The organism is Hymenobacter gelipurpurascens (assembly GCF_900187375.1).
Lineage (GTDB): Bacteria > Bacteroidota > Bacteroidia > Cytophagales > Hymenobacteraceae > Hymenobacter > Hymenobacter gelipurpurascens.
This window is the reverse complement of sequence record NZ_FYEW01000002.1, coordinates 155,833-179,809: the sequence shown is the minus strand read 5'-3', so window position 1 is coordinate 179,809 and position 23,977 is coordinate 155,833. Positions and strand designations below refer to the sequence as shown.

Genomic DNA, 23,977 nt, shown 5'->3' with positions numbered 1-23,977 from the left:
TTTTTCGCTGACCATTGAAGTTCAAACGTCTTTCGCCCATACCACTACTGCTGCTGGCAGTACTGTGTTTTATTGGAGCCTACGTTAGCAACCTATATAGCCGCACCCCGGAAGTTGTGCTGCGGTTGGCGGCTTCCCGTTTGCAGCAGCAGGTGCTGGAGGCAGAAGAAACGGGCGAGCAGGAAGCGCAGGAATTGGCGCAGGATGTTGCGGCCAATGCCATCAGCTTTCGGTCGCTGGTAGGCCATACTACCTTTCCCACCTTCATCTTTCGGGGCGAAAAGCTGCTGTATTGGTCCGACCATATTGTTCGGCCTGAGCCCGAGCATGCCACTCAAGTATATACCGATAAGCTGGTAGAAACGCGGTTCGGGAAGTTTCTGGCTTTGCGCCATGTGGCGGGTCCTTACGTAGTCCTTACCTACGTGCCTCTCGAGATGCACTATGGTATCAGCAACCGCTACTTGCGCGAAGGCTCAGAGCGGGCACTCTTTCGCGACCTGACGGTGCGTTTAGTGGTAGAAATAAGCCCTTCCCAGCGGCCGCGCATCTATTCTGAAGAAGGTACTTATCTGTTTTCCATTGATCAGCTGCAGACTGATCCTATTACGGGACGTTATCTGCCGCTAGGCCTGTTGCTGATTGGGTTTGGACTGTATCTGGCGGGCTGGCTGCGGCTGGCACGGCGGATGTTTGCGCAGGGGCGGGTGGTGGCTGGTGCCGCTTTGGTGGTGCTACCTCTTGTGCTGTTTCGGGCCGGAATGCTGTACCTAGGCCTGCCGTTCTCATTTATCGAGCTACGCCTTTTCGACCCACGGGTGTACGCGGCATCCTGGTTGTCGCCTTCCCTCGGCGACTTACTCCTGAATGCGGTGGTGTTTGTGGTGGCGGCTTATTACGGCTTGCTGCTATTCCGCCGCTATGGAGTGCTACGCTGGACCCAGCAGACTGTAGGCACTAGCCGGGTAGTAGTGGGCAGCGGTACTGTGCTGGCGTTCTTTGTATTGCTGGAGCTGATGTTTGGGTTTTATTCCAGCAGCTTCAACAACTCCCAGCTTGTGCTGGATATCACGCAAAGCATTCAGTTCAGCACCATTAAGGCATTGCTGTGTCTGGCCATCGTGCTGCACACCGCCGGCTACCTGGTAGGATTCTACTTATTGTCGTTGCTCTTCGTGAGTGTGGTGCGGCCCAGTTCGCGCCTGGTGGGCATCACGCTCCTGCTGATCAGCACTGCCGTAATCCTGCCAGTGGGCGTGGTGATAGGGCAGAAGGATCTTACGCTACTGGGAATAACGCTGCTGTTCTTTCTGGTACTGCGCATCACCGGGCTTAAGTCGGCCGGAGCCGTGCTGCCCTATCAGGTGTATCTGTTCATTTTCCTGATGCTCGGCCTCAGCTCGGGTGTGGGCGCACTGGCTTTGTATGAGCACTTCGATCAGCAATTGTTGCTAAACAAGCAAACCATTGCCGGCAATCTGCTGGTGGATAATGACCTGCAGGGCGAATACCTGTTGGCGGAACGGGCCGTCGATATGGCCCGCGACCCTGGCCTACGGACCATGTTGAGCAGCCCGTTCATCAACATGGACCTGATACGGCAGAAGGTAGCCAAATACTACCTGCGTGGCTATTTTGACAAGTATGAGGTGGCCATTACGCTTTTCGGGGCCAACGATTTTGCGGTAGGGATGCCCGGCAGCCTCCAGCAGATGCAGACGCATCTGCTGCGCCAGGCCATACCCACCGACCATCCGAATATTTATCTGCTGCGCGGTTCTACCTCCTTTTCGAGCCGGCGGTACGCGGCCTTTCTGCCCATACCCATGGGAACGGAAGGAGACACGAGCCACATTGTGCTGGAGCTTTCCCTGAAGAAGCTGACGGCCAACAGTGTAGTGCCTGAGCTGCTCGTAGATCAAAAGTATTTTCAACCTGGCCTAGGGTCTGAGCTGAGCTATGCTGGCTATGAAAACGGCCGTTTGGTGTATAGCGAAGGGAATTTTGATTACGTAAATCGGCTGCCCACTTCGTTGTTGCAGGAACCCAGGTTGTATACTACCGGGCTTTCGGTTGATGGGTTCCAGCACTTGGCCGTGCGCGGCATTCATGGGCAGAACCGGGTGGTCGTGGTCACGACGGCGACCTATAACTTCGGCGACTGGCTGGCGAATTTCTCCTTCCTGTTTCTGCTCTACACATTTTTCTGGGTACTAGGCCTAGGGGCCTATCTGTTGGTTAGGGGGCAGTATGTAGAACTGGTCCGGACCAACTTCAGCACCAAAATTCAGCTGTTCCTGAACCTGGGTATTCTGGTGCCTTTGCTGGTGGTAAGTATTGCTACGGCCAGTCAGGTGACGGACTCCTACAAGCGCGACCTGCGGCGCTTGTACCTGCGGCGGGCTCAGGCCGTGCAGGATAACCTACTGAAAAACCGCGTGCTACTCGCCGATTCTGCGGACCGGGTAGATCTGGTGGAACTGGCGGAAAACGTATCGGGCCTCACCGAAACCGACCTGAACCTTTACAATTCGCAGGGCGAACTGTTGGTGAGCAGCCAGCCGCTCATCTTTGAGTCGGGCTTGCTAAGTACACTCATTAATCCGCAGGTGGTAGCAGAGCTGCGGGAAGGAGGGAAGCCGCGGACGCTGCTGCAGGAACGGGCCGGCACACTGTCTTTCAATGCGTTGTATCTGCCGCTTCGGGCTACAGCCACCTCCCCTGGTAGGCCTGGGGCAGTATTGGGCTACGTAGGTATTCCGTTCTTCGACTCAGAGAAAGACTTGGATAATAAGCTTACGGAGCTGATTTCCACCATCCTGAACATCTTCACGGTGATGTTTATCCTGTTTCTGGTGCTGGCCTTCGTGGCTTCCCGGATCCTGACCAAGCCGCTGAAGCTTATCACCGAAAAACTCAAGCAAACCACGCTCACGGGCCAGAACGAAATGCTGGCCTACGAATCAGAGGACGAGATTGGGCTGCTAGTACGCGAGTATAACCACATGTTGCTCAAGCTGGAAGAGAGCAAGAAAGAGCTGGCCACGCAGGAAAAAGAGGCCGCTTGGCGCGAAATGGCCCGGCAGGTAGCCCACGAAATCAAGAATCCGCTCACGCCTATGAAGCTGAGCCTGCAGTTTTTGCAGAAAGCCATTCAGGAGCAGCGCCCGAATACGGAGGAGCTGATCGGGAAGATTTCGCAGACGCTTATCACCCAGATTGATGTGCTGTCGGATATTGCGACATCGTTCAGCAACTTCACCAACCTGCCCGCCATGCGTCCGGAGCGCCTCGATGTAGCCGCTGTGCTGCGCCGTTGCGTAGGCCTGCATCAGGGAGGTAACCACCAGGATATTGTGCTGCACCTGCCCGCAGATGCGGAGGACGGCCGGTACGTGGTGTATGCCGATGAAAACCTGCTGATAAGGACGTTCAATAACTTGCTCATTAATGCGGTGCAAGCTGTACCCGCTGGCCGGCCCGCGCACATTGAGGCTAGTTTGGCGCTACAGCCTGGTAGCCGGGTGCGCATTTGTATTAAGGATAATGGCAGCGGCATTCCGGATGCCATCAGGGAGAAGATATTCGTGCCCAACTTCACTACCAAGGAAACCGGCTCGGGGATAGGCCTAGCGGTAGCACGCCGGGGCATTGAGAGTGCGGGCGGCACCATAACGTTTGAAACCGAGGAAGGAACGGGCACTACCTTTTGCATAGAGCTTCCGCTGGCCGGCTAGGGGCACGAATCCGGTAGGCTTTGGCGTTGTGCTAGGTGCAAACTTGTGGCCTCGTATTTTTACTGAATGAGTAACAGCTTTCCGCACCATTTCCTGCGCTTTTGGCTGTTGCTCGTCTGGCTGGTTTTAACAGAAACTGGCGCAAAAGCCCAGCAGCTTACCCCTCCCAATACGCGCCGATGCGTATGGGTGCGCCTTACGCTCGGGCGCGACACCACCGATTTCGCCCTGCGAGATACACTGACGGTTGTGCCTGCTTCTGTAGCTATTGAGGGCCGCTCAGTGGCCTACGACAACCGCACGGGCACGTACCGTTTCATCAGGCCCGGCATGCGGTTTCCTTCGCCGGAACAGGGCCAGCCAGATCTGGTGCTGCCCGGTGACCTAGACTCTGTGCTGGTGTGCTACCGCGTGCTGCCCGTTCAGCTCTCTGCGGCCCGGTATCTGCGGCCGCGCAGCCAGATGGACAGCCTGGGCTTTCTGAGAAGAACCTTCAGCATGGAGGACTTTACCGTGAAGGAGCAGATTCTGAGTACGCCGGGTATCAACAAAACCGGCAATCTGTCGAGGGGAGTTTCCTTTGGCAACACGCAGAACGTGTTCGTTAATTCTTCGCTCAACCTGCAGCTAGAAGGGCGCCTCACCGACCAGATTACGCTCACGGCGGCCATATCCGACCAGAACGTGCCGTTTCAGCCGGAAGGCAACACTCAGCAGCTGCAGGAATTCGACCGGATTTATATCACGCTCACGCACCCGCGCTGGAACCTGACTGCTGGTGATGTGGTGCTGCGCAACAAGCCTGATTACTTCCTGCGGTTCTACAAAAACATTCAGGGCGCAGCCATAGAGGCCAATTTTGGGCAGCTGCCGATAGGTGGATTTGGCGGCGGAGCCATTGGGCCGGGGATTAGCAACACCCAGCTGTTTCAGTACCCCAATGCCTCGGGCACCAGCGCGGGCACGTTCGTGACGGCGCCGCCTACGGTGCCGGTTAGTCCGCCTGCTGCCAATGGCACGGCCCCGCTTCCAACAGAGAATACGCAAACCGTCACGACAGTTACGCCCCGCACTGGCCTAGGAGCCGACGGTGGGCTGCGTAGGCCAGTATTTGCCACTACTACGGCAGCCACTGGTGTAGCAAAAGGCAAGTTTGCGAGTATTGACGTGGCGCCGCTCGAGAACGTGCAGGGGCCGTACCGTTTGCGCGGACCGAACGGGGAGCAGTTCATCATTGTGCTGGCTAACTCCGAGCGGGTGTATCTGGATGGGCGCCTGATGGTGCGCGGGTTTGACTTCGATTACATCATCGACTACAATCAGGCCGAAGTCACGTTCTCGCCACGTCACCTGATTACGCGCAATTCCCGCATCAAAATCGACTTCGAGTACTCCGATTTCAACTATGCCCGCTCCCTCTTTCAGGTAAGTCACTACCAGCAGTTGGGGCGCCTGCAGGTGCACTCCAATTTCTACCGCGAAGCCGACAACCCCGACAACTCGCCCAACCTCACGCTGGACTCACTGGATAGAGTGCTGCTGCGCGGCATCGGCGACAACGTGAGCCGGGCCGTGACCGACGGGGCCAAGCTGGCCGAGTACGACCGGCGCCAAGTGCAATACAACCGTGCGGAAGTGGGCGGAGCACCCGTATACCAATACAGCGAGCCGCTGGACTCTACCCAGGCCGTGTACAATGTTCTGTTTACAAACGTAGGCGCGGGGCAGGGCAACTACCGCTTGAGCGCTACGTTCCGCAATGCCAACGGCCGCGTGTATGAGTACGTGGGCGAACGGCAGGGCGACTACTCGCCGGTGCGGGTGCTGCCCACTCCCCTGCAGAAGCAGTTGGTTACGGTGGGGGCCAGTTACCAGGTAGATTCTACCAGCACGGTATTCGTGGACCTGGCTTCTTCTGACCTCGATCTGAACCGGTTCTCGCCCGAGTCGGCAAAGGGCCAGGCCATGCGGGTGGGGTATACAGTGCAGGATAAGCCTATCAATTTGCCTGGCCTAGCGGGCTACAAGCTGCGCAGTACTTTGGATTATGAGTACACCAGTCACCGCTTCTCGCCCATTGACCGCTACCGCGACATTGAGTTCGACCGTAACTGGAGCGCCTCTACCACCACCACAACTACCATCAACGGTACGGCGCCCACGCCCCGCGAGGAGAACATTCTGAACTTTGCGCTGGGCGTGGTGAAGAATACGGATAACGCCATTGGCTACCGGCTTAGCAGGCGCTACCGGGCCGGCGAGGTGAGTGGCCTACAGCACTGGCTGGATGTGGCCCACCAGACCGGCAACGTGCAGATGCGCGGCAGCCTGTTTTTGCTGAACTCTGAAGCCGGTCGGCGGCACTCAACCTGGGCGCGGGGTGAGGCTACCGCCCGGTATGTGGGCGGCCCCGTAGTGCCAGGCTATGCCTACCGCTTCGATAAAAACCGTGTAGTGCTGCCCAGCGGCGACTCTCTTACCTCCGCTAACTACTTCGATGAGCACGCCGTGTTTGTGCAAAGCCGCGACTCGGCCCGCACCCGCTTCCGCCTGGATTACAGCTACCGCCGCGACCAAACGCCCAACGTAGAGCGCACCGCGCTGCGCGAGCGGGGGCGGGCGCAAACCTGGCAGGGCACTATGGCTACCCGTCTCGGTAGCTCCCAGGAACTGAGTCTGCTGGCCACCTACCGTGACTTGGCTTCCCTAGACAGTGCCCGCCAGCGCACCGTGCTTAGCAAGCTCGACTGGAACGCCAGCTTCTTCCAAAATACCATTCGCTCAGAACTCAGCTATGCTGTGGCCACGGGCCGGGAGCTCAAGCGCGACTATTCCTTTATTGCCGTGAACAACGGCCAGGGCACCCACTACTACGGCGGCGACACCAATAACAATAGTCGAGAGGACAAGGAAGAGTTCTTTGAGGCGCAAACACTTGATGCACAGTACCGCACCCATATCAAAGTGTACTTGCCCACCGACGACTATATTCTGGCTTTCACCAACCGCTTCAGCTACCGCCTTACCACCAACGCCCCGCGCGGCTGGCGCGAAGGAAGTGGCCTACGCAGCTTTGTAGGCCGATTTTCAGACATCACAACGATTACTTTGGACCGCAAAACCACGGAGAACAGCCTTAGCTCGCGCCTGAACCCGTTTGCCTTCCAGACCGAAGATTCGTTGCTGCTGAGCCTCAACAAGCTGTTGCGCAATACTTTGTACTTCAACCGCTCCAATCCCATTTTCGGGGCAGAGTTTACGGTGCAGCAGGCCCAACAGAAAGTATTGCTGACCCAGGGCTCCGATATCCGGAACCTAGCCAGCCAGAGCGTGCTGCTGCGCCGCACGCTGGCACAGTCGTTCACGGGGCGCCTGACCACCACGCGCAGCATCCGGCAGAACTCTTCAAACTACCTACTCAACCGCAATTTCCGGCTGCTACAAGTTGATATCGCCCCCGAAATCAGCTACCAGCCCACCCAGTCGTTGCGCCTCACCGGCACCTACCTGCGCACCACCAAGCAAAACACCGCCGGCCCCGAGCCCGACACACGCGGCACTTTTGATGAGCTTGGAGTAGAAACCCGCGTGAGCCAGGTGGGCAAACGCACGCTTTCGGCTACCACGCGCTACGTGCGGGTCGGCTTTGAGGGTGAGCAATCATCGTTGGTAGGCCTTGAAATCCTGAATGCCCTTCGCCCCGGCAGCAACTTCACCTGGAACCTGAACCTGGAGCAGCGCCTCAGCAACGGCCTGAACGTGACCCTGGCCTACGACGGCCGCAAGGCCAATGGGTTGGGAGCGGTACACACCGGCCGCATGCAGGTGGCGGTGCTGTTCTAGCAGGTGGCCTAGGGTAACCCCACGACAATACCCAAAAAGAAGCTAGGCCACTAAAACTGACACACACCGAGCGGTAGCGTGTCAGTTATAGTGGCCTAGTGCCTTACTAGTGTCAGCTTGACAGCTGAATTATTTCCAGCCGCCGCCCAGGGCCCGATACACGTTTACCGTGGCATTGAGCTGCTGCATGCGGGTTTCGATCAGGTCGAATTTTGACTCCAAAGCGTCCCGCTGGGTAAACAGAACTTCCGTGTAGTCGGCGCGGGCGGAGCGGAACAGGCTGTTGGAGATGGTAGCCGATTGATTCAGGGCCTGCACGGCTTTGGCCTTTTCATCGTAGCTCTTTGCCAGGTTGTTGATGCTGGCTAGCTGGTTGGCCACCTCCACGTATGCGTTCAGTATGGTGCGCTCATATTGGTACGCGGCCTGAATCTGGACCGCATTGGCGTTGCCGTACACTGCTTTTATGCCGTTTCGGTTAACCAACGGCGCTACCAGATCGCCGGCCAACGAGAACAGCATCGACTCAGGCGACGAGAACAAAAGGCCCGACTTGAACGCCGCGAAACCTGCGGATCCGGTAATGCGCACCGACGGGTAGAAGTTGGCGCGGGCTATCTGCACATCCAGTTTCGTGGCGGCCAAGCTCTGCTCTGCCTGCCGAATATCGGGGCGGTTTTGCAGCAACTGCGCCGGCACGCCCGTCTGAACGGCTGTTGGTAGCAAGTCGTTGAAGGAGGCGTCGTTGCGGACAATGGGCTGCGGATACCGACCTACCAGGAAGTTGATGCGGTTTTCCGTTTCAATAATGCGCTGCTGAATAGTGTACTGCAGGCTCCGGGTGTTGTGCACCTGGGCCTCAAAACGCTGCACCGCCAACTCCGTAGTCCGGGCCGATTCCTTCTGGAGCCGAACCAATTCCAGCGCATTGCTCTGCAGCTCAATGTTCTGCTTCACAATGGCCAGCTGATTATCGAGAGCCAACAACTCATAATAGGAGGTGGCAATTTCAGAAATCAGGTTTGTGATGGTGAAATTGCGGCCCTCCACAGTGGCCAGGTAGCGCAGTGCCGCCGACTTGCGGGAGTTGCGCAGTTTATGCCAGATATCCACTTCCCAGCTGGCAAAAGCGCCCACCTGGTAGTTCGGCAGCGGGTCGGGGTTGCGGTGTTCCGGCTTGATGCTGATGGCTTCTTCCGTGGCGCCCTGCAGCGTGTTGCGGCTGGGTCGTTCGGTTTCCGCCTTGGCGCCCAGGCCTACGAACGGCAGGTATTCCCCTTTCCGAATCTGTACTTCGTTGCGGGAAATCTGAATTTCCTGCAGCGAGATATTCAGCTCCTGATTGCGCTGTAGGGCCGTATCAATGAGGGCCGTGAGGTTGGGGTCGGTGAAAAACTGCTTCCACTGCGCCTGGGCCGTGTTGGTAGAGTCCTGCGTGGCGCCGTAGCTGGCAGGCACGTTGCGGCTGGCGGTTTTCTGCACCAGCTCAGGCGTTTTGCAGCCCGCCACCGCCAACGTGAGCAAGGCGGCGCTCAGGCCTTGATAGATGCGTCTTTTAAGCATGACTCGGGATTTCTTCAACTAAAACATGCGGCTCAAACTCCGACAGAGGATTCTCATTCTCGTCCTGAATCAGCTTGCGGCCAGCGGCCAGGGTGCCAAAAATGTAGTACAGGCCCGGTACAAGTATCACCCCGAACACAGTGCCGAACAGCATGCCGCCCAGCGCCGCCGTACCAATAGTGCGGTTACCAATGGCACCCGCGCCGGTAGCAATAACCAGCGGAATCAGACCGGCAATGAAGGCGAAGGACGTCATCAGAATAGGGCGGAAACGCACTTTGGCGCCTTCAATGGCCGCTTCCCGTACCGTCATGCCTTCCTCGTGCTTCTGCACCGCAAACTCCACAATCAGTACCGCGTTCTTACCCAATAGGCCTACGAGCATTACCAGGCCTACCTGGGCGTAGATATTGTTGGCCAGGCCCATGGTTTTGATGAGCAGGAAGGAGCCGAAAATACCGGCCGGCAACGATAGGATCACGGACAGAGGTAGCAGGAAGCTCTCATACTGCGCCGCCAGCACCAGGTACACAAACCCGAGTACAATCAGGAAAATGTAGATGGCCTCGTTGCCGCGCGATACTTCGTCCTTCGACAAACCACCCCAGTCGATATCGTAGCCGCGGGGGAGGGTTTTGGCCGCCACTTCCTGCACCGCCTTAATAGCCTCACCGGAGCTGTAGCCCGGAGCCGCATCGCCGCGGATGGAGGCTGTGGGGTACATGTTGTAGCGGTTGATTTCGTTGGCCCCTTGGCCCTTCACAATTTTCATGAAGGCCGAGAACGGCACCATTTCTCCCTTGTCGTTCTTCACCCACATATCCAGGATGTCCTTGGGCAGGCGGCGATACTCGGGCGAGGCCTGCACGAACACCTTGAAGAAGCGCTGATACTTGATAAAGCCCAGTTCGTAGGTAGAGCCCACCATGATGCTGAGAGTGTTCATGGCATTGCCGATGCTCACGCCCTTCTGCATAGCCAGCTGGTTATCAATCTGCAGCTCGTACTGCGGATAGTTGGCCGAGAAGAAAGTAAACAGGCCGCTAAGCTCCTTGCGCTTTTTCAGGGCAGCCATAAACTCTTCGTTCACCTTTTCCAGCGCTTTGTAGTCGCCAGTAGCGGTTTTATCGAGCATCTGGAGCTGGAAGCCACCTGCCGCGCCGTAGCCCGGTACTGCTGGGGGCTCAAAGAACTCGATGGTCGCGCCGGGTATCTCCTTGGCTTTTTCTTCCAGGGACATGATAACGTCGTGCACCGATTCCTTGCGCTCATTCCAGGGCTTGAGGCTGATGATACAGGTACCCGCGTTGGAGCCCCGGCCTTCGGTCAGAATCTCGTAGCCAGCAAGCGTGGAAATGCTTTCGATGCCGGGCACCTTCTCGGCCAGCTTCTGCAGCCGCTGCGAGAGGTCGTTGGTGCGCTCCAGGGTGGAGCCGGGCGGCGTCTGTAGCACGGCGTAAATCATGCCCTGGTCCTCGGCCGGAATAAAGCCCGAAGGCAGCGTGGTAGAGATACCGAAGATGCCCAGTCCGAAGGCAATCAGTACTGCGAACGTGAGGACGCGGCGGTCCACTACCTTTTCCAGTAGGTTGGTGTAGCGGCCGGTTAGGCGCTCGAAGCCGCGGTTAAACCAGTCGATAAACCGGTTGATGGGCGTTTTCTTGCGGGGTTGGCCGTGGTTGTTCTTCAGGATCATGGCGCACAGCACCGGCGTCAGTGTCAGGGCCACAACGCCCGAAATCACGATGCTGGCGGCCATTGTGATGGAAAACTGACGGTAGAAAATGCCCACCGGACCGCTCATGAAGGCTACCGGCACGAATACCGCCGTCATCAGGATGGTAATGGCGATAATGGCCCCGCTGATTTCGCCGATTACCTCGCGTACTGCACCGTAAGGCGAGAGGTGTTTTTCCTCCATTTTGGCGTGCACGGCTTCCACCACCACAATGGCGTCATCGACTACGATACCAATAGCCAGTACCAGCGCAAACAGGGTAATCATGTTGATGGTGAGCCCAAACGCCTGCATGGCCATGAAAGCGCCCACCAACGACACCGGCACCGCAATAATCGGAATCAGCGTAGAGCGCCAGTCGCCGAGGAATAGGAATACCACCAGGGCCACCAGAATAAAGGCGTCGCGCAAGGTGTGAATTACGTTTTCAGTAGAGGCATCGAGGAAGTTCGACACGTCGTAGCTGATTTTGTAGTCCATGCCGGGGGGCATAGTTTTCTTCAGCTCCTCCAGCTTTTCCTTCACGCTCTTAATTACATCCAGCGCGTTGGAGCCATAGGTCTGCTTGAGCATGATGGCCGCCGAGGGGTAGCCATCGAGGTTGGAGTAGATGTCGTAGAATTCCGAGCCCAGCTCCACGTTGGCCACGTCCTTGAGGCGGAGCGTTTCGCCGTTGGCGTTGGCTTTGATGATGACGTTCTTATACTCCTCCACATCGTTGAAGCGGCCTTTGTAGGTCAGCACGTATTCCAGCGCCGAGGCCTCCTTACCGTCGGAACGGCCAATACGACCCGGCGAGCCAATTACGCTCTGGTCGTTGAGAGCTTCCATCACATCATCCACGGATAGGCTGTAGGCCCGCATGCGGTCCGGCTTCAGCCAGATACGCATGGCGTACTGGCGCGAGCCCAGAATGCTGGCCCGCCCCACGCCGTTGATGCGCTGAATTTCGGGCAGCATGTTTACCCCGGCAAAGTTGAAGAGGTACCGCATATCGGTATTCTTGTCTTTGCTGTAGAGGTTTACATACATCAGCATGTTGGGCACCACGCGGTTTACTACCACACCTTCACGCTGCACCAGCACCGGCAAGCGGTTCAGAATCTGGGCAATGCGGGTGTTGACGTTTACTACCGCCTGCTCCGGGTCGGTACCGAGGTTGAAAACGATCTGAATGTTGGCTTCGCCGGCCGATACGGCGTCGGAAGTCATGTACTTCATACCGGGTACGCCATTGATGGCCTGCTCCAGCGGAATAAGTACCGATTCTGTCAAAACCTTGGCGCTGGCGCCCGGGTACGCCGTGCTTACCATTACCATGGGCGGCGAAATCTCGGGGAACTGAGACGTTGGCAACGTATTGATTGCCAGAATACCCAGGAACATGATGACCACCGATATAACGATGGCAAACACGGGTCTGCGAATGAATTTACTGAACATGATCTAGCTGTTCGTGGCGATGATGGTGTACCAAATTCTATTCGGAGTACACTTTCAGATGCGAAATCACGGTCTTCGGCTCCTCGTAGGTGAAGCTGATCTTGTCACCTTCCTTCACCTTGCGGATGCCTTCGAGCATGATTTTGTCGGTGGCTTTGAGACCGGCCGAAATGATGTAGAGGTCGGGCATTTCGGAGGCCACGGTGACCTCGGTCTGGTGCACCTTGTTCTTGGCGTCTACCACGTACACAAACTTCTTTTCGAGTACTTCGAAAGTGGCTTTCTGTGGGATAATCACGGCGTTCTTCAGCGGCACCGTCATCAGAACCGAGCCGGTTTCGCCGTTGCGCAGCAGCCCGTCGGGGTTGGGGAAAGTGGCCCGGAAGGCGATGTTGCCGGTTTCGTTGTTGAAGTCGGCCTCAATAGTCTGTACCACGCCGGGGTATTTAAATACCTCGTTGTTGGCCATCATCAGCTTCACTTTCGTCTCGTCTTTGGTGCGGGCGTGGGCTTTGTAGGCCAGGTACTCGGCCTCGGGAACGTTGAAGTACACCCACATTTTGCTGTTGTCGGAGAGCGTAGTCAGCAGGTCACCCTCATCCACGAGGCTACCCAACCGGGCCTGGAAATGGTCCATGATGCCGCTGAAGGGCGCCTTGATGGTGGTGAAGTCGAGGTGTGTTTTGGCCAGGCCTACCTCGGCGTTGGCCTTATCCAGCTTGGCCTGGGCCAGCGCCAGCTCGTTTTTCGATACCACATTCTTATCAGCCAACTGCTTGGTGTTCTGGTACTCCAGGCTCACGTAGTTGGCTTCGGCTTTCGATTTCTGCAGCTCGGCTTTGTACACCATGGGCATAATCTGAAACATCAGCTGCCCCTGCTGCACGTGCTGGCCTTCATCTACATAAATCTTCTGCAGGTAGCCCTTTTCCAGCGCCCGCACCTCAATGTGCTGGTAGGCATGGATCTGCGACACATACTCTTTGGTGATGGTCGTGTCTTTCTGCAGAGGGCTGGTAACCAGAAATTTGGTGGCCTCTTCTTTTTCCACGTGTTTTTCTGCGCAGCCTGTACCGCCGTACAGGAGACCGATGCCCATGAACATGAGCAGGAACCTTCTTTTCATATGAGTAATGGTGATGAGTCTGGGAGGAGTTAGCTAACCAGGAGCACTGGCCTAGGCCTGTTGTAGGCCACTAGCGGCCGGATTCACGCGCTAAAGCCAAGGAAATCGGCTAACCACGTGGTTGAATTTGCTCAGGCAACGGGCCTATGAATGCCAGCTCGTGTGCTGGGGCCTACTTCAGTTTGGGGGAGCAAAATCAAGGGAAACAACGGGTGCCGCATAGCCTGTGTGATGTACTTATTGAGCACAAAACAAGCGTCGCCAAATGAAGACGTTATGAAGGAACCAAGTATCTGCCCACAAAAGCATTGCTTGCATCTGCCGCATTCCGGAGCGTTTTTGGCTCTCAGCGCCTCTCTAACCTGGGTGCGTGCTACGTGAATTATGAAGATTCTGAATGGCTGAGCTTCTCCGGTACCAGTGCATGCGTTCTGCCTTGGTCCAAATTCATGGGCAGGATATCCGCCGGATTTTTGGGCACACAGGCCTAGCCGGTGCTACCTAGTTGCCCAGGCAAAGCGGATAGGAATACAGAGTGTTGAGCACAGCAAAAAGCCCACGGCGGCAAGCCGTGGGCTCAGGAAGCTACGTAGGCCAGCAAGGAATAGGAAAATAGGCCTAGGGCCCAGCGCTTGCTGCCGGCTAACGGACCCGAACGAGCGTGTACTGCAGCGGACCACGCAGTAGATCGGGGTCCTGCACGCGAGCCTGGTAGAGCCGCACCGTGTCTCGGCTGATGGTGTACACGAAATCCTGCTGCCGCTTCGTACCGAGGTCGAAAATCAGGTTATCGAGGTTGTTTTCCACAGTTACCACGAAGTCGGTGGCAATGTAGTACTGGCGGAATCCGTCCAGGCCATCTACCTGGCCGGCAGGAGAAAACTGCACCTGCTTTTTACTGCCCTTGGCATCGGTAGCGGTGTAAGTACCGGCCAGCAGCTGCCGGTTTACCACGCGCTGCAGGCCATCTGAAGCGGCCGTAGCCGTCTGCGGGACGCCTGGAATGCGCGTGTACCGCACCGACTGTATCAGGCGCTTCTGAGGGTTGTACTTGTTGAGCAACAGAAACGTATCGGTGGGTGTGAGATGGTAGCTTAGCTCATGGAAATTAGCCGGCTGCTGATAATCGGGCCAGTTGGTAGGAAGTGAGGTAGTCTGGCGGCCCGCCCGCAGAAGAGCCTGAAAAGAGGTGCCCTCGTGGTTATTGATGTTGGCCTCTACGCGAAGGCTGTCACCGGCGGCTTTTCCAGGATCAATAGACAGGGCAACTACATCCGTAAGCTGATCGGCAGCCTTAATAGGTGACTTGCTACGAGCTACAGCTTCCAGATAAGCTGATTTTACCCATACTCCCCGTAGAAAAGGGCCCACACGCTGCAACGTAGCCGCCCCGGCAGCACTAAGGGCAGGCTCGGTGCTTTCGCCGGTGCGAGTGGGGTCAGCAGCTTCAGGCTGTGGGCGTTGGCAGGCGGCCAGTAGCAGCAAGGCGGCCAGGCAGGAGCGTTTCATAGCGGGGGAGAATAGGTGCGTTACTTGGCTTCTACGAGCCTGCGCACTGCCGGGACGATGGCCAGCTCCGTTTGGCCGGCCGGCGCCTTCGCGGCATCCAACTGTTTGAGGGCCGCCGCCTGCGCGGAAGCGGAAGGCGCCTGGCCTTTTTCCAGCAGCGTCAGGCGCTCCAATGATAGAGTAGCCAGGGCTTTCAGCTGCCCTGATAAAGGCGCGTATTCGGTGAGCGTAGGGTTGGCGGCGAGAACGGGTTGTACCAGCACATCATTCGCCTGCCAGCGCAGCAGCGTAGCGCGCAGAGCCGCTAGGCCAGTACGCGTCTCTGCGTCGTTCGGAAACTTACTTGCCATGCGGCGCGCCAGCAGGGCATCTAGCGCCACCCCAAACTCGCGGGCCGCATCTGACTCCGAAGGGGCCGCATCTACCAATCGGTTGAGTGGCGTTGCGGTGGTGTATTTGAAGCCCTGGAAGTGGCGCTTATACTCTTTTACCGGTTCGAGCACGCTGGCCAATGTGCGCAGCGGCGCTACTGACTTACCCTGGGCCAACTGCGCCAGGATCTGCTCCGGCGCCTTGCGGTGCTGTAGGCCTAGCGTCTCCAGCTCGTTGCTGAACAATGCCAGTCGGCGGTACATATCCGGTACATTCGTGACGGTGGCGGGGCTCCAGAGGCGCTCCGCAATGGCTGCCGCACGGGGCCAGATCCGGGAATCGACGATAACGGAATCGGCAAATTCAGCCCACATAGTAGCCTCGCCGCCCAGCACCAGCTTCTTTTGTTCCGGCGTGAGGGGCGCATCCTGGGGCAGCGGATCAACGGCGTAGTGGGTAGCAGCACTATAGTTCAGGTCGATGTAGTACCCGTTGGAGAGGATGGTGGGGTGCCCTGCTTTGGCCGCCTCGTACAGCCCCTTGCGTCCTCGCCAGCTCTGAATGACGGCATCGGTCGGCAGGCCGGGGCCGAGAATCTCGTCCCAACCCACCATTTTCTTGTTGTAGCGCGTCACCAGCTGCAAAATGCGGCGGTTGAAGTACATCTGCAGGGCATGCTTATCGGGCTGACCCTTGTCGGTCACCATCTTGTTGTCGCGCATGAACTGCACAATGCGCGGGTTGCGCTTCCACTGGCGGCCGTCGTTTTCGTCGCCCCCGATGTGGAAATACGGGTCGGGAAACAAAGCCGTCATTTCAGCCAGCAGCTTATCCAGCAGTTGATAGGTGGTTTCCTTGGTTGGGTCGATGGCGATGTTGAGCACGCCCCAGCGCGGCGACACGCCATAGGTAGAGTCGTTGGAGGCCAGCTCGGGGTAGCCGGGCAGCCAGGCGGTGGTGTGGCCGGGCATATCGAACTCGGGAACCACCCGAATGCCGCGGCGGGCGGCGTAGGCCAGTATTTCGCGCACCTGAGCCTGGGTATAGAACTGTCCCTGGCTACCCATCTGGTGCAGGCGCGGCAGAGCAAAGCTTTCCACCCGGAAGCCCTGGTCGTCTGATAAATGCCAGTGCAGTACGTTAAGCTTGGTGGCCCACATGCCATCTAGGTTGCGCTTGACGGTGGCCACGGGCATAAAGTGACGGGCCGCATCCATCAGCAGCCCGCGCCAGGCAAAGCGTGGCGAGTCGGTGATATCCACCTCAGGCAGCGAAATAGACTTCTTTTCCTTCATCACCAGCTGCCTCAGCGTAGCCAGCCCGCGCAGCACGCCCAAGTGAGTGGGTGCATTCAGGGCCACTCCCATAGGCGTCACACGCAAGGAGTACGATTCATCATCGCCGTAGGCCAGTAAGCGGCCAGCACGGCCATACTGAATGGTCAGGTTTGCGGAAGGCACCTGGGAGCTGAGCCGGGCTTTGCGAATCTGTTCTTCCGAAAGCGGCGTAGCCGATAGCGCCGGCAGCAGGAAGTGGCCTACGGCTTCCGTCACAGCCGAATCGGCGGCGCCCGAAGGTGGGCCAGGAGCGGGCGTGGCTACCTGCCAGGTAAAGCTCTGCTTCACTAAGTAGCTGCCCTTGCCCCAAGCCACCTGCACGGGTACGGGCAGTAAAGCGCGCGTATCGGTGGGCTGGGCTTGCAGAGAAGCAGAACAAAGAAGGGTCAGAAACAGAAAAACCGGACGCAGGCGCAGGAAAGAAGGCATAAGCAAGGGCAGGTAGTTGCCCGAAAGTACACAAGCATTGGGCCGGACCAGGAATGCGTGGCTTTTTTTCTCATTTTGCAGCCCCGTAGGCCTATTCCTACTTCTCTCTGGTTCCCCTGCATGAAGTCGCCCTCCCGCCTGGCCTGGCTGTTTTGCTCACTCTTTATTGCACTAGTATCCATCTGGTACATACCTCGCTGGAAGGAGAAAGCTACTAACAGCGTTTTAGGCTGGGATGTATCGGGCTACTACCTATATCTGCCCGCAATTTTTATTCATCATGATGTAAAGGAGCTGCGCTTTCGGGAGGAGATGATGCGCAAGTACGCGCCCACTCCCGATTTTTACCAAGCATTCCGGCACCCCGAAAGCGGCAACTTCGTGATGAAGTACCCAGCCGGAATGGCCCTACAGTACCTGCCTTTCTTTCTTGCCGCCCACGCCATAGCTGGCCCCGCTGGCTACCCCGCCGATGGCTTTTCGGCGCCCTATCAGATGGCTATTCTACTAGCCAGCCTGGCGGTAGCAGTGCTGAGTTTGTGGCTGGTGCGGCGGGCGTTGCTGCCCCGGTTTGGAGAGTGGCCTACGGTACTCACGTTGCTGATACTCGTGCTCGGTTCCAACTACCTGGACTATAGCTCCCTGGGCGGCGCCATGACGCACAGCTGGCTGTTTTTGTGGTACGCGGTCCTGCTGCTGCTAACGCCCGCTTTCTACCGTCGTCCTAGATTGGGCCGGGCCGTGGCTATCGGGGCCGTACTGGGCTTGATGGTGCTCACGCGCCCCACCGAAATACTGGCCGCCCTCATACCGATACTGTGGGGGCTGCGTCCGGCCTGGGCTTCCTTGCGCGAGCGGTTGGGCTTCTGGCAGCAGCACCTAGGCCACCTAACGGCGGCCGTGCTGGCGGCGGCCGCGCTTATCAGCATTCAGCCTTTGTACTGGCACTATGTAAGCGGCGACTGGGTAGTTTACAGCTACCAAGACCAGGGATTTAGCTGGCTGCGCCCGCACTTGTGGGAAGGCATTTTCAGCTTCAAAAGCGGGTGGCTGCTGTACTCGCCGTTGCTGTTTACGGCCCTGGTGGGCTTTGTCTTTTTGCGCCGGCAGCAACCCGAGGCCTTTTGGGCCATGCTGATCTTTCTGGTGCTCTTTATTTACGTGACGTTCGCCTGGGATGTCTGGACGTACGGCGGCTCCCTAGGCCAGCGGGCCATGGTGCAGAGTTATGCCGTGCAGGCCTGGCCGATGGCGGCCGCCCTCCGCTGGCTTCTGGCCCAAAAACGCCTGGCAGTGGCCTACGGGGTGCTGGCTGTACTGGGCTGCTACTACAATCTGTGGCTGACGCACCAGGCCCACCGCGGCGGTTTGCTGATTGTAGGAGAGATGACGCGCACCTACTGGCTGCGGATTCTGGGCCGCTATGATGTGCCCCTCGAAGCCCGGCTGCTGCTGGATACTAACTCCTATTTCTCGGGTACGCCGCGCAACCAACGTGTGCTCTGGCAACAGGACTTCGAGCAGCCCGGCAGTCCTGAGGCCTGCGGCGCCCCAGCGTTGGAGGGTAACTGCTCCTTGGTGCTAAATGCGCAGCATCCTATCAGTCAGGAATATGTGATTCCCGCGCGCCCAGGGCAGTTTGAGTGGGTGCGGGCTAGCGCCCTGGCCCGCACCAGCCAGCCAGAGTGGAGTGTAGGCCACATGAGCCAGTATGTGGTGCGTTTCCGGCTGGGTAAAAAAATGGTAAAAGAGCGCACAGTGCATTTTCAGCGCGCATTGGAGCCCAACTGGTCGCGTGAGCTGCACTTTTATATGCGTCCGCCCGAGGAAGCTTTCGATAACGTAGCAATACTGTTCGTCTACCGCGGCACCTCGGCCTACCTGGTGTTTGATAATGCCAAGCTGGAAGCTTTCGATGGTGACTAAACTGGCCTTGCGCCCTTGTATTTTACTTAATCCTGGAGCGTAAAGAAGCCTTTCTGCCGCAGAGAACCATACGACTGGCCTAGCAGGAGACTTGCATTATCAGCGGAACACGTGTACTCCTAAATAAGCCCGCGGGCTTTAAACTCCAGGTACTTGTTGATGGTGTTGGCCGTGAGTTGCTGAGGTGGCGTAAGCAGGGCGTGAATGCCGTAGCGGTTCAGCTCCAGCACAATCTGCCGCTTCTCCTGTGCGAATTTCTCAGCAATGGTTTGGTTGTACACGTCCTCAGTAGAAGCCGCCGGTGTTTCCAGGTACTCCCGAAGCTCCGTATTCTCAAAAAACACTACCAATAGCAAGTGCGATTTAGCCAGGCGTCGCAGGTAGGGCAGCTGGCGGTGCATGGCGCTTAACGTCTCGAAATTGGTGAACAGAATCAGCAGGCTGCGCTGGCGGATATGCGTCCGGACTTGCGTATAAAGGGCCTGAAAGTCGGTTTCGAGGTATTTCGTGCGTTGCTTGTAGAGCACTTCCAGCAGCTTGCCTAAGTGGCCGCTGCGCCGGTCAGCGGCTACTATCTGGCCGGTTTTCTCGGCGAAAGTGAGTAGACCAGCTTTGTCGTGCTTGATGAGGGCGATGTTGCTGACTACCAGGGTCGCATTGATGGCATAATCCAACAGGCTCAGGCCATCGAAAGGCATACGCATCACCCGGCCTTTATCAATCAGGCAGTATACCTGCTGGGCACGCTCATCCTGAAAGTGATTGACTACCAAGGTGTCCGCGGCTTCGGGTGTGGTGGCGCGCCTGGCCGTAGCCTTCCAGTTGATGCTGCGCGAGTCGTCGCCGGGCACGTAGGGGCGCAGCTGCTCAAACTCCATGCTCTGGCCTACACGCCGAATGCGCTTCACACCCACATCGGTGAGGCGGTTATGGATGGCCAGCAGCTCGAATTGTCGCATCTGCAGAAACGACGGGTACACGGGCACCGTCTGGTCCTGCTCAAACCGGAAGCGCCGCCGTACCAGGCCTAGCGGCGAAGCCACCAGCACATTCAGGGCCCCAAAGTGGTACTCGCCCCGCTTGGTAGGCCGCAGCTGATATCGTATTACGTGTGTTTCGCCGCTCGCAATTTCCACCCGAAACAGCACATCGCGCCGCTGAAACTGATGCGGAATCTCATCAATGGTTTCAGTGATGATGGGAAAGCGGTAGTGATTCTCCAGGTAGAGGGCAATGTCGTTGTCGGAGCCATTGGCCAGCTTATCGCCGAGCACACGCCGCCCGAAAACCGGCTGTTTACCCTGGCTCCGGCCCGGCACGTACAGCAGCATCACATCAATGAGCGTGAGCAGTACCAGCGCCGCCAACAGCACCTGCAGCGGCACCAGCAGCCCCGGCACCAGAAACGCCACCACGAAGCCCGCTACCAACAGGCCTAGCACCAGGAAAAAGCGTAAAGTCAGGAAAAAGCTTTTCAAGAAGAATAATTGAAATAGCGAGGGATGACCACTAGCTAGCGCGGCACCTCAATCTGCTGGATAATCTGCTTCACAATATCATCGGGAGTGCCGCCTTCCATTTCGCGCTCGGGGGTGAGCTGGATGCGGTGGCGCAGCACGGCCGGCGCGAGGTATTGGATGTCTTCAGGCGTCACGAAGTCGCGGCCGCGGAGGGCGGCCAGGGCTTTGGCGCCGTTGAGCAGCGCAATAGAGGCCCGCGGCGATGCGCCCAGATACAGGCCTTTGTGGGCACGGGTCTGGCCTACGAGGCGGGCAATATATTCCAGAAGCTTGGGCTCTACGTGCTGCTGGCGCACCTGCTGGCGCATTTCGGCCAGTTGGGCGGCGGTAAGAACCGGCTGCACCGCATCGGCCGTCATGCCGCCGAAGCCACTGTGGTGGCCCTGCAGAATGGATACTTCTTCCTCTGGGCTAGGGTACCCCACGTTCAGCTTAAACAGAAACCGGTCGAGCTGGGCTTCGGGCAGGCGGTAGGTGCCTTCCTGCTCGATGGGGTTTTGGGTTGCCAGCACCAAAAACGGCTCTGGCATGGGGTAGGTGGTACCATCCTGGGTTACGTGGCGCTCCTCCATCACCTCAAACAGCGCCGACTGCGTTTTGGCCGGGGCGCGGTTGATTTCATCGATCAGGACGACGCTGGCGAAAATAGGACCGGGCCGAAACTCAAATTCCCCACGCTGCGGCCGGAAAATAGACGTGCCCAGCACATCCGATGGCATCAGGTCGGGGGTGAACTGCAGGCGGCTGAAGGGTACCGCCAGAGTCCGGGAAAGCAGCTTGGCGGTAAGTGTTTTGGCTACACCCGGCACACCTTCCAACAGTACGTGGCCATCGGCCAGTAATGCCGTGAGCAGTAACTCGGCTAGGTCCTGCTGGCCTACAATGACCTTGGCCAGCTCGCGGCGAACCGCCTCCGCCCGGGCAGTCAACTGGCTGAAATCAGTACGTGGCGCCAGCGGCTCGGGGGCTGATGTAGAAGCAGACGCAACGGGACCGGTGGGGGTAGGGGAAGCAGTTGATTGTACTTCCTCAGGAGTAAGGCCGTTGAGCTGAGTAGAATCTGGGCTAGAAGAAAACGATTGATTTTCCATATGTTAGTCGGGGCAGAATCGGGAGAGGAAGTGGTTCGTGTAGTATGGAATATTTAAAATATGAACAGGCATATACTTACTGATTATATAGCTTTATTGCATTAAATAGATGATATGGGTAAAGTACAATAGTGGTTAAGTTTAAATTTGAATAATAGTGCAATTTTAGAAAGCGGCTTTTTTAAAGTTGCTTAACGCCCTGCTGAGGCGTAGTAAGTCGTGAGCGGTTACCTGCGGTGCGGTTTCAATCCGATGAATCAGTTTTATCAGCTCATCTACTTGCGGGCGTGGAATACCTGCTTTCTGCGCCAGCCGCTCCCGCGTGGCATCGTCGTTCAGGTCTAGCTCTGGCTCCTGCAAACGGTAGCGCAGCTGCTCCCGAAACAAGCCGATTTTCTTTTCCGCGATGGGGGCGTGGTTGCTGCCCTGCCGGTAGAGCGAGGCCACTGTGCGCGTAAACAGCAACGTAGTATTGGGGAGTGGTTTCAGGATGGGAATGATGCGCTGACGGCGGCGCGCCTCAAAGAAAGCAAACAGTGCAAGACCTGCCAGACTAGTGTACAGCGCCCAACGCAGAGCTATGTTCTGCTTCAGTACCCGTAGCAACGACTGCTCACCCAACGCGCCCTGTTTCTGGTACTCATCCCAGAAAACGGCGCGATTAGCGGGCAGCAACGACATAGCCGCAAAGGCATACGTGGCAGTGGAAGGCTGGAGCAAGACGATATTGCTGAAAACGGCGGGCGTAGAGCTCAGCAACAGATTTCCTTTGCCGTAGGCCACCCGCAGCAATACCGGCTGCTTTCGAGCATCAGTGGCTAATACGGTGGCGGGGCAACCCGTGTAGGCCACAAAATGCCAGCGTACATCATCAGTAGAGAACCGAAACTGCTGAGTGGCGCTACTACGCAAAGGCGTCAGCAGCTTCAGGGTTGCCGTTTGGGAGGCAGGGCCTTGATTGTTGCGGTAGCGCAGCGCCTGGCGCGACATCAGGCTATCCAGTGTGAGGTCGGGAGCGGTGTCGAAGTGTAGGGTGTCCTGTAGGAAGTTATCAAACTGCTCAGCAGCAATAAAGGCCGTATTACCCTGGGCTACATAGCGCAGCAAGGCATCCCGATCGAGGCGGGAGCAGGAGAATTCCTGGTTGATAAACACGTAAGAAGCCTGCTGACGCAGCAAAGGAGGCAACCCTCGGGCACTCAGCGCCGAGTCGGGGTTAATATCGGTATCCAGGGTAGGTAGGAGCTGGTTGGCAATGGGCTGGCGCACCATGCTGACGGTCTGGCCCGGAAAAAGGCTTGCCAGCGCGTCGTAGAGCACATAAGTGCCGTATGGTATCTTGTCGTGGTTGATGTAGGTCTGGCGCCAGTTGGTAGGGGTAGGGCGGAAGTATTCTACCAGTACAAAGGCCGTAAACAACGCCACCAACCCCAGCAGAAAAGCACGAAAGCGGGTCATAGGCCTAGGCGGCTACACGTGTGAGTTGTTGAAGAAAATGCTGGCGGTTTTCGCGCAGGGCCGGATAAGCCTCGGATGCCAGAGGCAGCTCGCCGTACCATACGTACTCAAATTGCCTCGTGAGCGTAGCAAAGTCGGGGGCCCAGCGGGTGCCGCCTAGCTCGCGCAGATAATCGTGGTTGGTTTTTTCGGGCTGCCAAGCAATAAGCTGCTGCTCGGCGAGGTGACGCAGGATCTGGAGGTAGCCTAGGCGCACTGCCAAACGGAAGTTGCCGGCGGCTTCGGCCTCGGCCAGCGCCGCCCCAAAATCTACTGCATGGATATCCTCCAACGCCGTATCGTAGGGTAGCGGCACGGCGCGGTTGCGGCGGCCAAAGGCTCCCGTCAGATCAAGGCGCAGCACGCGCACCAGCACATAAAGGAAAGCCGCGCCAAACAGCGCATATACCACAAACCGGCTCCGGCTCTCATACCCTGGCCCCGAAAGCAGTTTGCCCAGCCACTGCGTCAGGCGCCACCAAAACAACGACCATACGCTTTGCTGTTCCGGCTTTTCCTCCGGCTTCACATACTGAAACGCCTGTTGGCTGCGCAATGCCCGCAGGCGCGCCTCCGCTGGCCGCCTCAACGCCACAGGCGCCTGCCGATCGGGGGGCAGCGAAATAACCTTCGTAGATGCCTTGGCTGAGGCTGAATCCTGCGTCGTCTCGGAGGGGATAATAGGGGACTTGGGCGCCGGTAAGGGCGCTTGCGCTGCCGCGTGGGGCGCCGCCTGGGTAGCACTGGCCAGCAGCACTAGGCCCAGGGCTACAGCAAGTGGCCTAGGCCAGTACCGGAGGTTTGGTTGCCAGCGCAGGAAGGAGAACGAGGTAAGCACGCAGAAAG

Annotated in this window: 12 protein-coding genes; 3 read left to right on the top strand and 9 right to left on the bottom strand. The window is 57.7% G+C overall.

Annotated features, from left to right (window positions below):
• Nucleotides 1–14: 14 nt before the first annotated feature.
• Together CFT68_RS12535 and CFT68_RS12530 are read left to right on the top strand one after the other, a co-directional pair.
• Entirely contained in the window at nucleotides 15–3,737 is a 3,723-nt protein-coding gene (locus tag CFT68_RS12535) for a sensor histidine kinase (RefSeq protein ID WP_088843904.1), read from the top strand.
• A gap of 66 nt (nucleotides 3,738–3,803) precedes the next feature.
• A complete protein-coding gene (locus CFT68_RS12530; protein ID WP_088843903.1) occupies nucleotides 3,804–7,580 on the top strand; it encodes a hypothetical protein in 3,777 nt (1,258 codons plus the stop codon).
• A gap of 129 nt (nucleotides 7,581–7,709) precedes the next feature.
• Here the strand turns inward: CFT68_RS12530 and CFT68_RS12525 are convergent, their stop codons facing one another.
• The 5 genes from CFT68_RS12525 to CFT68_RS12505 all read right to left on the bottom strand — a co-directional run bounded on the left by CFT68_RS12525 (nucleotide 7,710) and on the right by CFT68_RS12505 (nucleotide 17,097).
• Complete coding sequence (locus tag CFT68_RS12525; RefSeq protein ID WP_088843902.1) at nucleotides 7,710–9,143, bottom strand: TolC family protein; 1,434 nt, start codon at nucleotides 9,141–9,143, stop codon at nucleotides 7,710–7,712.
• Entirely contained in the window at nucleotides 9,136–12,324 is a 3,189-nt protein-coding gene (locus tag CFT68_RS12520; RefSeq protein WP_088843901.1) for an efflux RND transporter permease subunit, read from the bottom strand. Before CFT68_RS12520 ends, CFT68_RS12525 begins: the two co-directional genes overlap by 8 nt.
• 37 nt (nucleotides 12,325–12,361) lie before the next feature.
• A complete protein-coding gene (locus CFT68_RS12515) occupies nucleotides 12,362–13,450 on the bottom strand; it encodes an efflux RND transporter periplasmic adaptor subunit (RefSeq protein ID WP_088843900.1) in 1,089 nt (362 codons plus the stop codon).
• A 642-nt stretch (nucleotides 13,451–14,092) separates the two neighbouring features.
• Nucleotides 14,093–14,959 (bottom strand): hypothetical protein, encoded by an 867-nt coding sequence (locus CFT68_RS12510; RefSeq protein WP_088843899.1) that lies wholly within the window; start codon nucleotides 14,957–14,959, stop codon nucleotides 14,093–14,095.
• Nucleotides 14,960–14,979: 20 nt separating this feature from the next.
• Nucleotides 14,980–17,097: a beta-N-acetylhexosaminidase gene (locus CFT68_RS12505; protein ID WP_088843898.1), complete on the bottom strand. Its 2,118-nt coding sequence runs from the start codon at nucleotides 17,095–17,097 to the stop codon at nucleotides 14,980–14,982.
• A gap of 120 nt (nucleotides 17,098–17,217) precedes the next feature.
• On the opposite strand from CFT68_RS12505, the gene CFT68_RS12500 reads away from it, so the two are divergent.
• Nucleotides 17,218–19,023, top strand: coding sequence for a hypothetical protein (locus CFT68_RS12500; RefSeq protein ID WP_088843897.1), 1,806 nt, complete (start codon nucleotides 17,218–17,220; stop codon nucleotides 19,021–19,023).
• A 119-nt stretch (nucleotides 19,024–19,142) separates the two neighbouring features.
• On the opposite strand, the gene CFT68_RS12495 is transcribed toward CFT68_RS12500, so the two are convergent.
• The 4 genes from CFT68_RS12495 to CFT68_RS12480 all read right to left on the bottom strand — a co-directional run bounded on the left by CFT68_RS12495 (nucleotide 19,143) and on the right by CFT68_RS12480 (nucleotide 23,969).
• The gene (locus CFT68_RS12495; protein WP_088843896.1) at nucleotides 19,143–20,501 is read right to left on the bottom strand and encodes a DUF58 domain-containing protein; all 1,359 of its coding nucleotides are present in this window, start codon (nucleotides 20,499–20,501) and stop codon (nucleotides 19,143–19,145) included.
• 35 nt (nucleotides 20,502–20,536) lie between these two features.
• Nucleotides 20,537–21,634, bottom strand: coding sequence for an AAA family ATPase (locus tag CFT68_RS12490; protein ID WP_088843895.1), 1,098 nt, complete (start codon nucleotides 21,632–21,634; stop codon nucleotides 20,537–20,539).
• Nucleotides 21,635–21,799: 165 nt separating this feature from the next.
• Nucleotides 21,800–23,092, bottom strand: a complete 1,293-nt coding sequence (locus CFT68_RS12485; RefSeq protein ID WP_088843894.1) for a DUF4350 domain-containing protein — start codon at nucleotides 23,090–23,092, stop codon at nucleotides 21,800–21,802.
• Nucleotides 23,093–23,096: 4 nt separating this feature from the next.
• On the bottom strand, nucleotides 23,097–23,969 hold the full coding sequence (locus CFT68_RS12480; RefSeq protein ID WP_088843893.1) for a DUF4129 domain-containing protein: 873 nt from the start codon (nucleotides 23,967–23,969) through the stop codon (nucleotides 23,097–23,099).
• Nucleotides 23,970–23,977: the final 8 nt, after the last annotated feature.

Bases quoted from the DNA above. Each gene is read 5' to 3' on its own strand.
- CFT68_RS12520 (WP_088843901.1), bottom strand. From the start codon at position 12,324: ATGTTCAGTAAATTCATTCGCAGACCCGTGTTTGCCATCGTTATATCG.
- CFT68_RS12525 (WP_088843902.1), bottom strand. From the start codon at position 9,143: ATGCTTAAAAGACGCATCTATCAAGGCCTGAGCGCCGCCTTGCTCACG.
- CFT68_RS12505 (WP_088843898.1), bottom strand. From the start codon at position 17,097: ATGCCTTCTTTCCTGCGCCTGCGTCCGGTTTTTCTGTTTCTGACCCTT.
- CFT68_RS12530 (WP_088843903.1), top strand. From the start codon at position 3,804: ATGAGTAACAGCTTTCCGCACCATTTCCTGCGCTTTTGGCTGTTGCTC.
- CFT68_RS12510 (WP_088843899.1), bottom strand. From the start codon at position 14,959: ATGAAACGCTCCTGCCTGGCCGCCTTGCTGCTACTGGCCGCCTGCCAA.
- CFT68_RS12490 (WP_088843895.1), bottom strand. From the start codon at position 21,634: ATGGAAAATCAATCGTTTTCTTCTAGCCCAGATTCTACTCAGCTCAAC.
- CFT68_RS12515 (WP_088843900.1), bottom strand. From the start codon at position 13,450: ATGAAAAGAAGGTTCCTGCTCATGTTCATGGGCATCGGTCTCCTGTAC.
- CFT68_RS12485 (WP_088843894.1), bottom strand. From the start codon at position 23,092: ATGACCCGCTTTCGTGCTTTTCTGCTGGGGTTGGTGGCGTTGTTTACG.
- CFT68_RS12500 (WP_088843897.1), top strand. From the start codon at position 17,218: ATGAAGTCGCCCTCCCGCCTGGCCTGGCTGTTTTGCTCACTCTTTATT.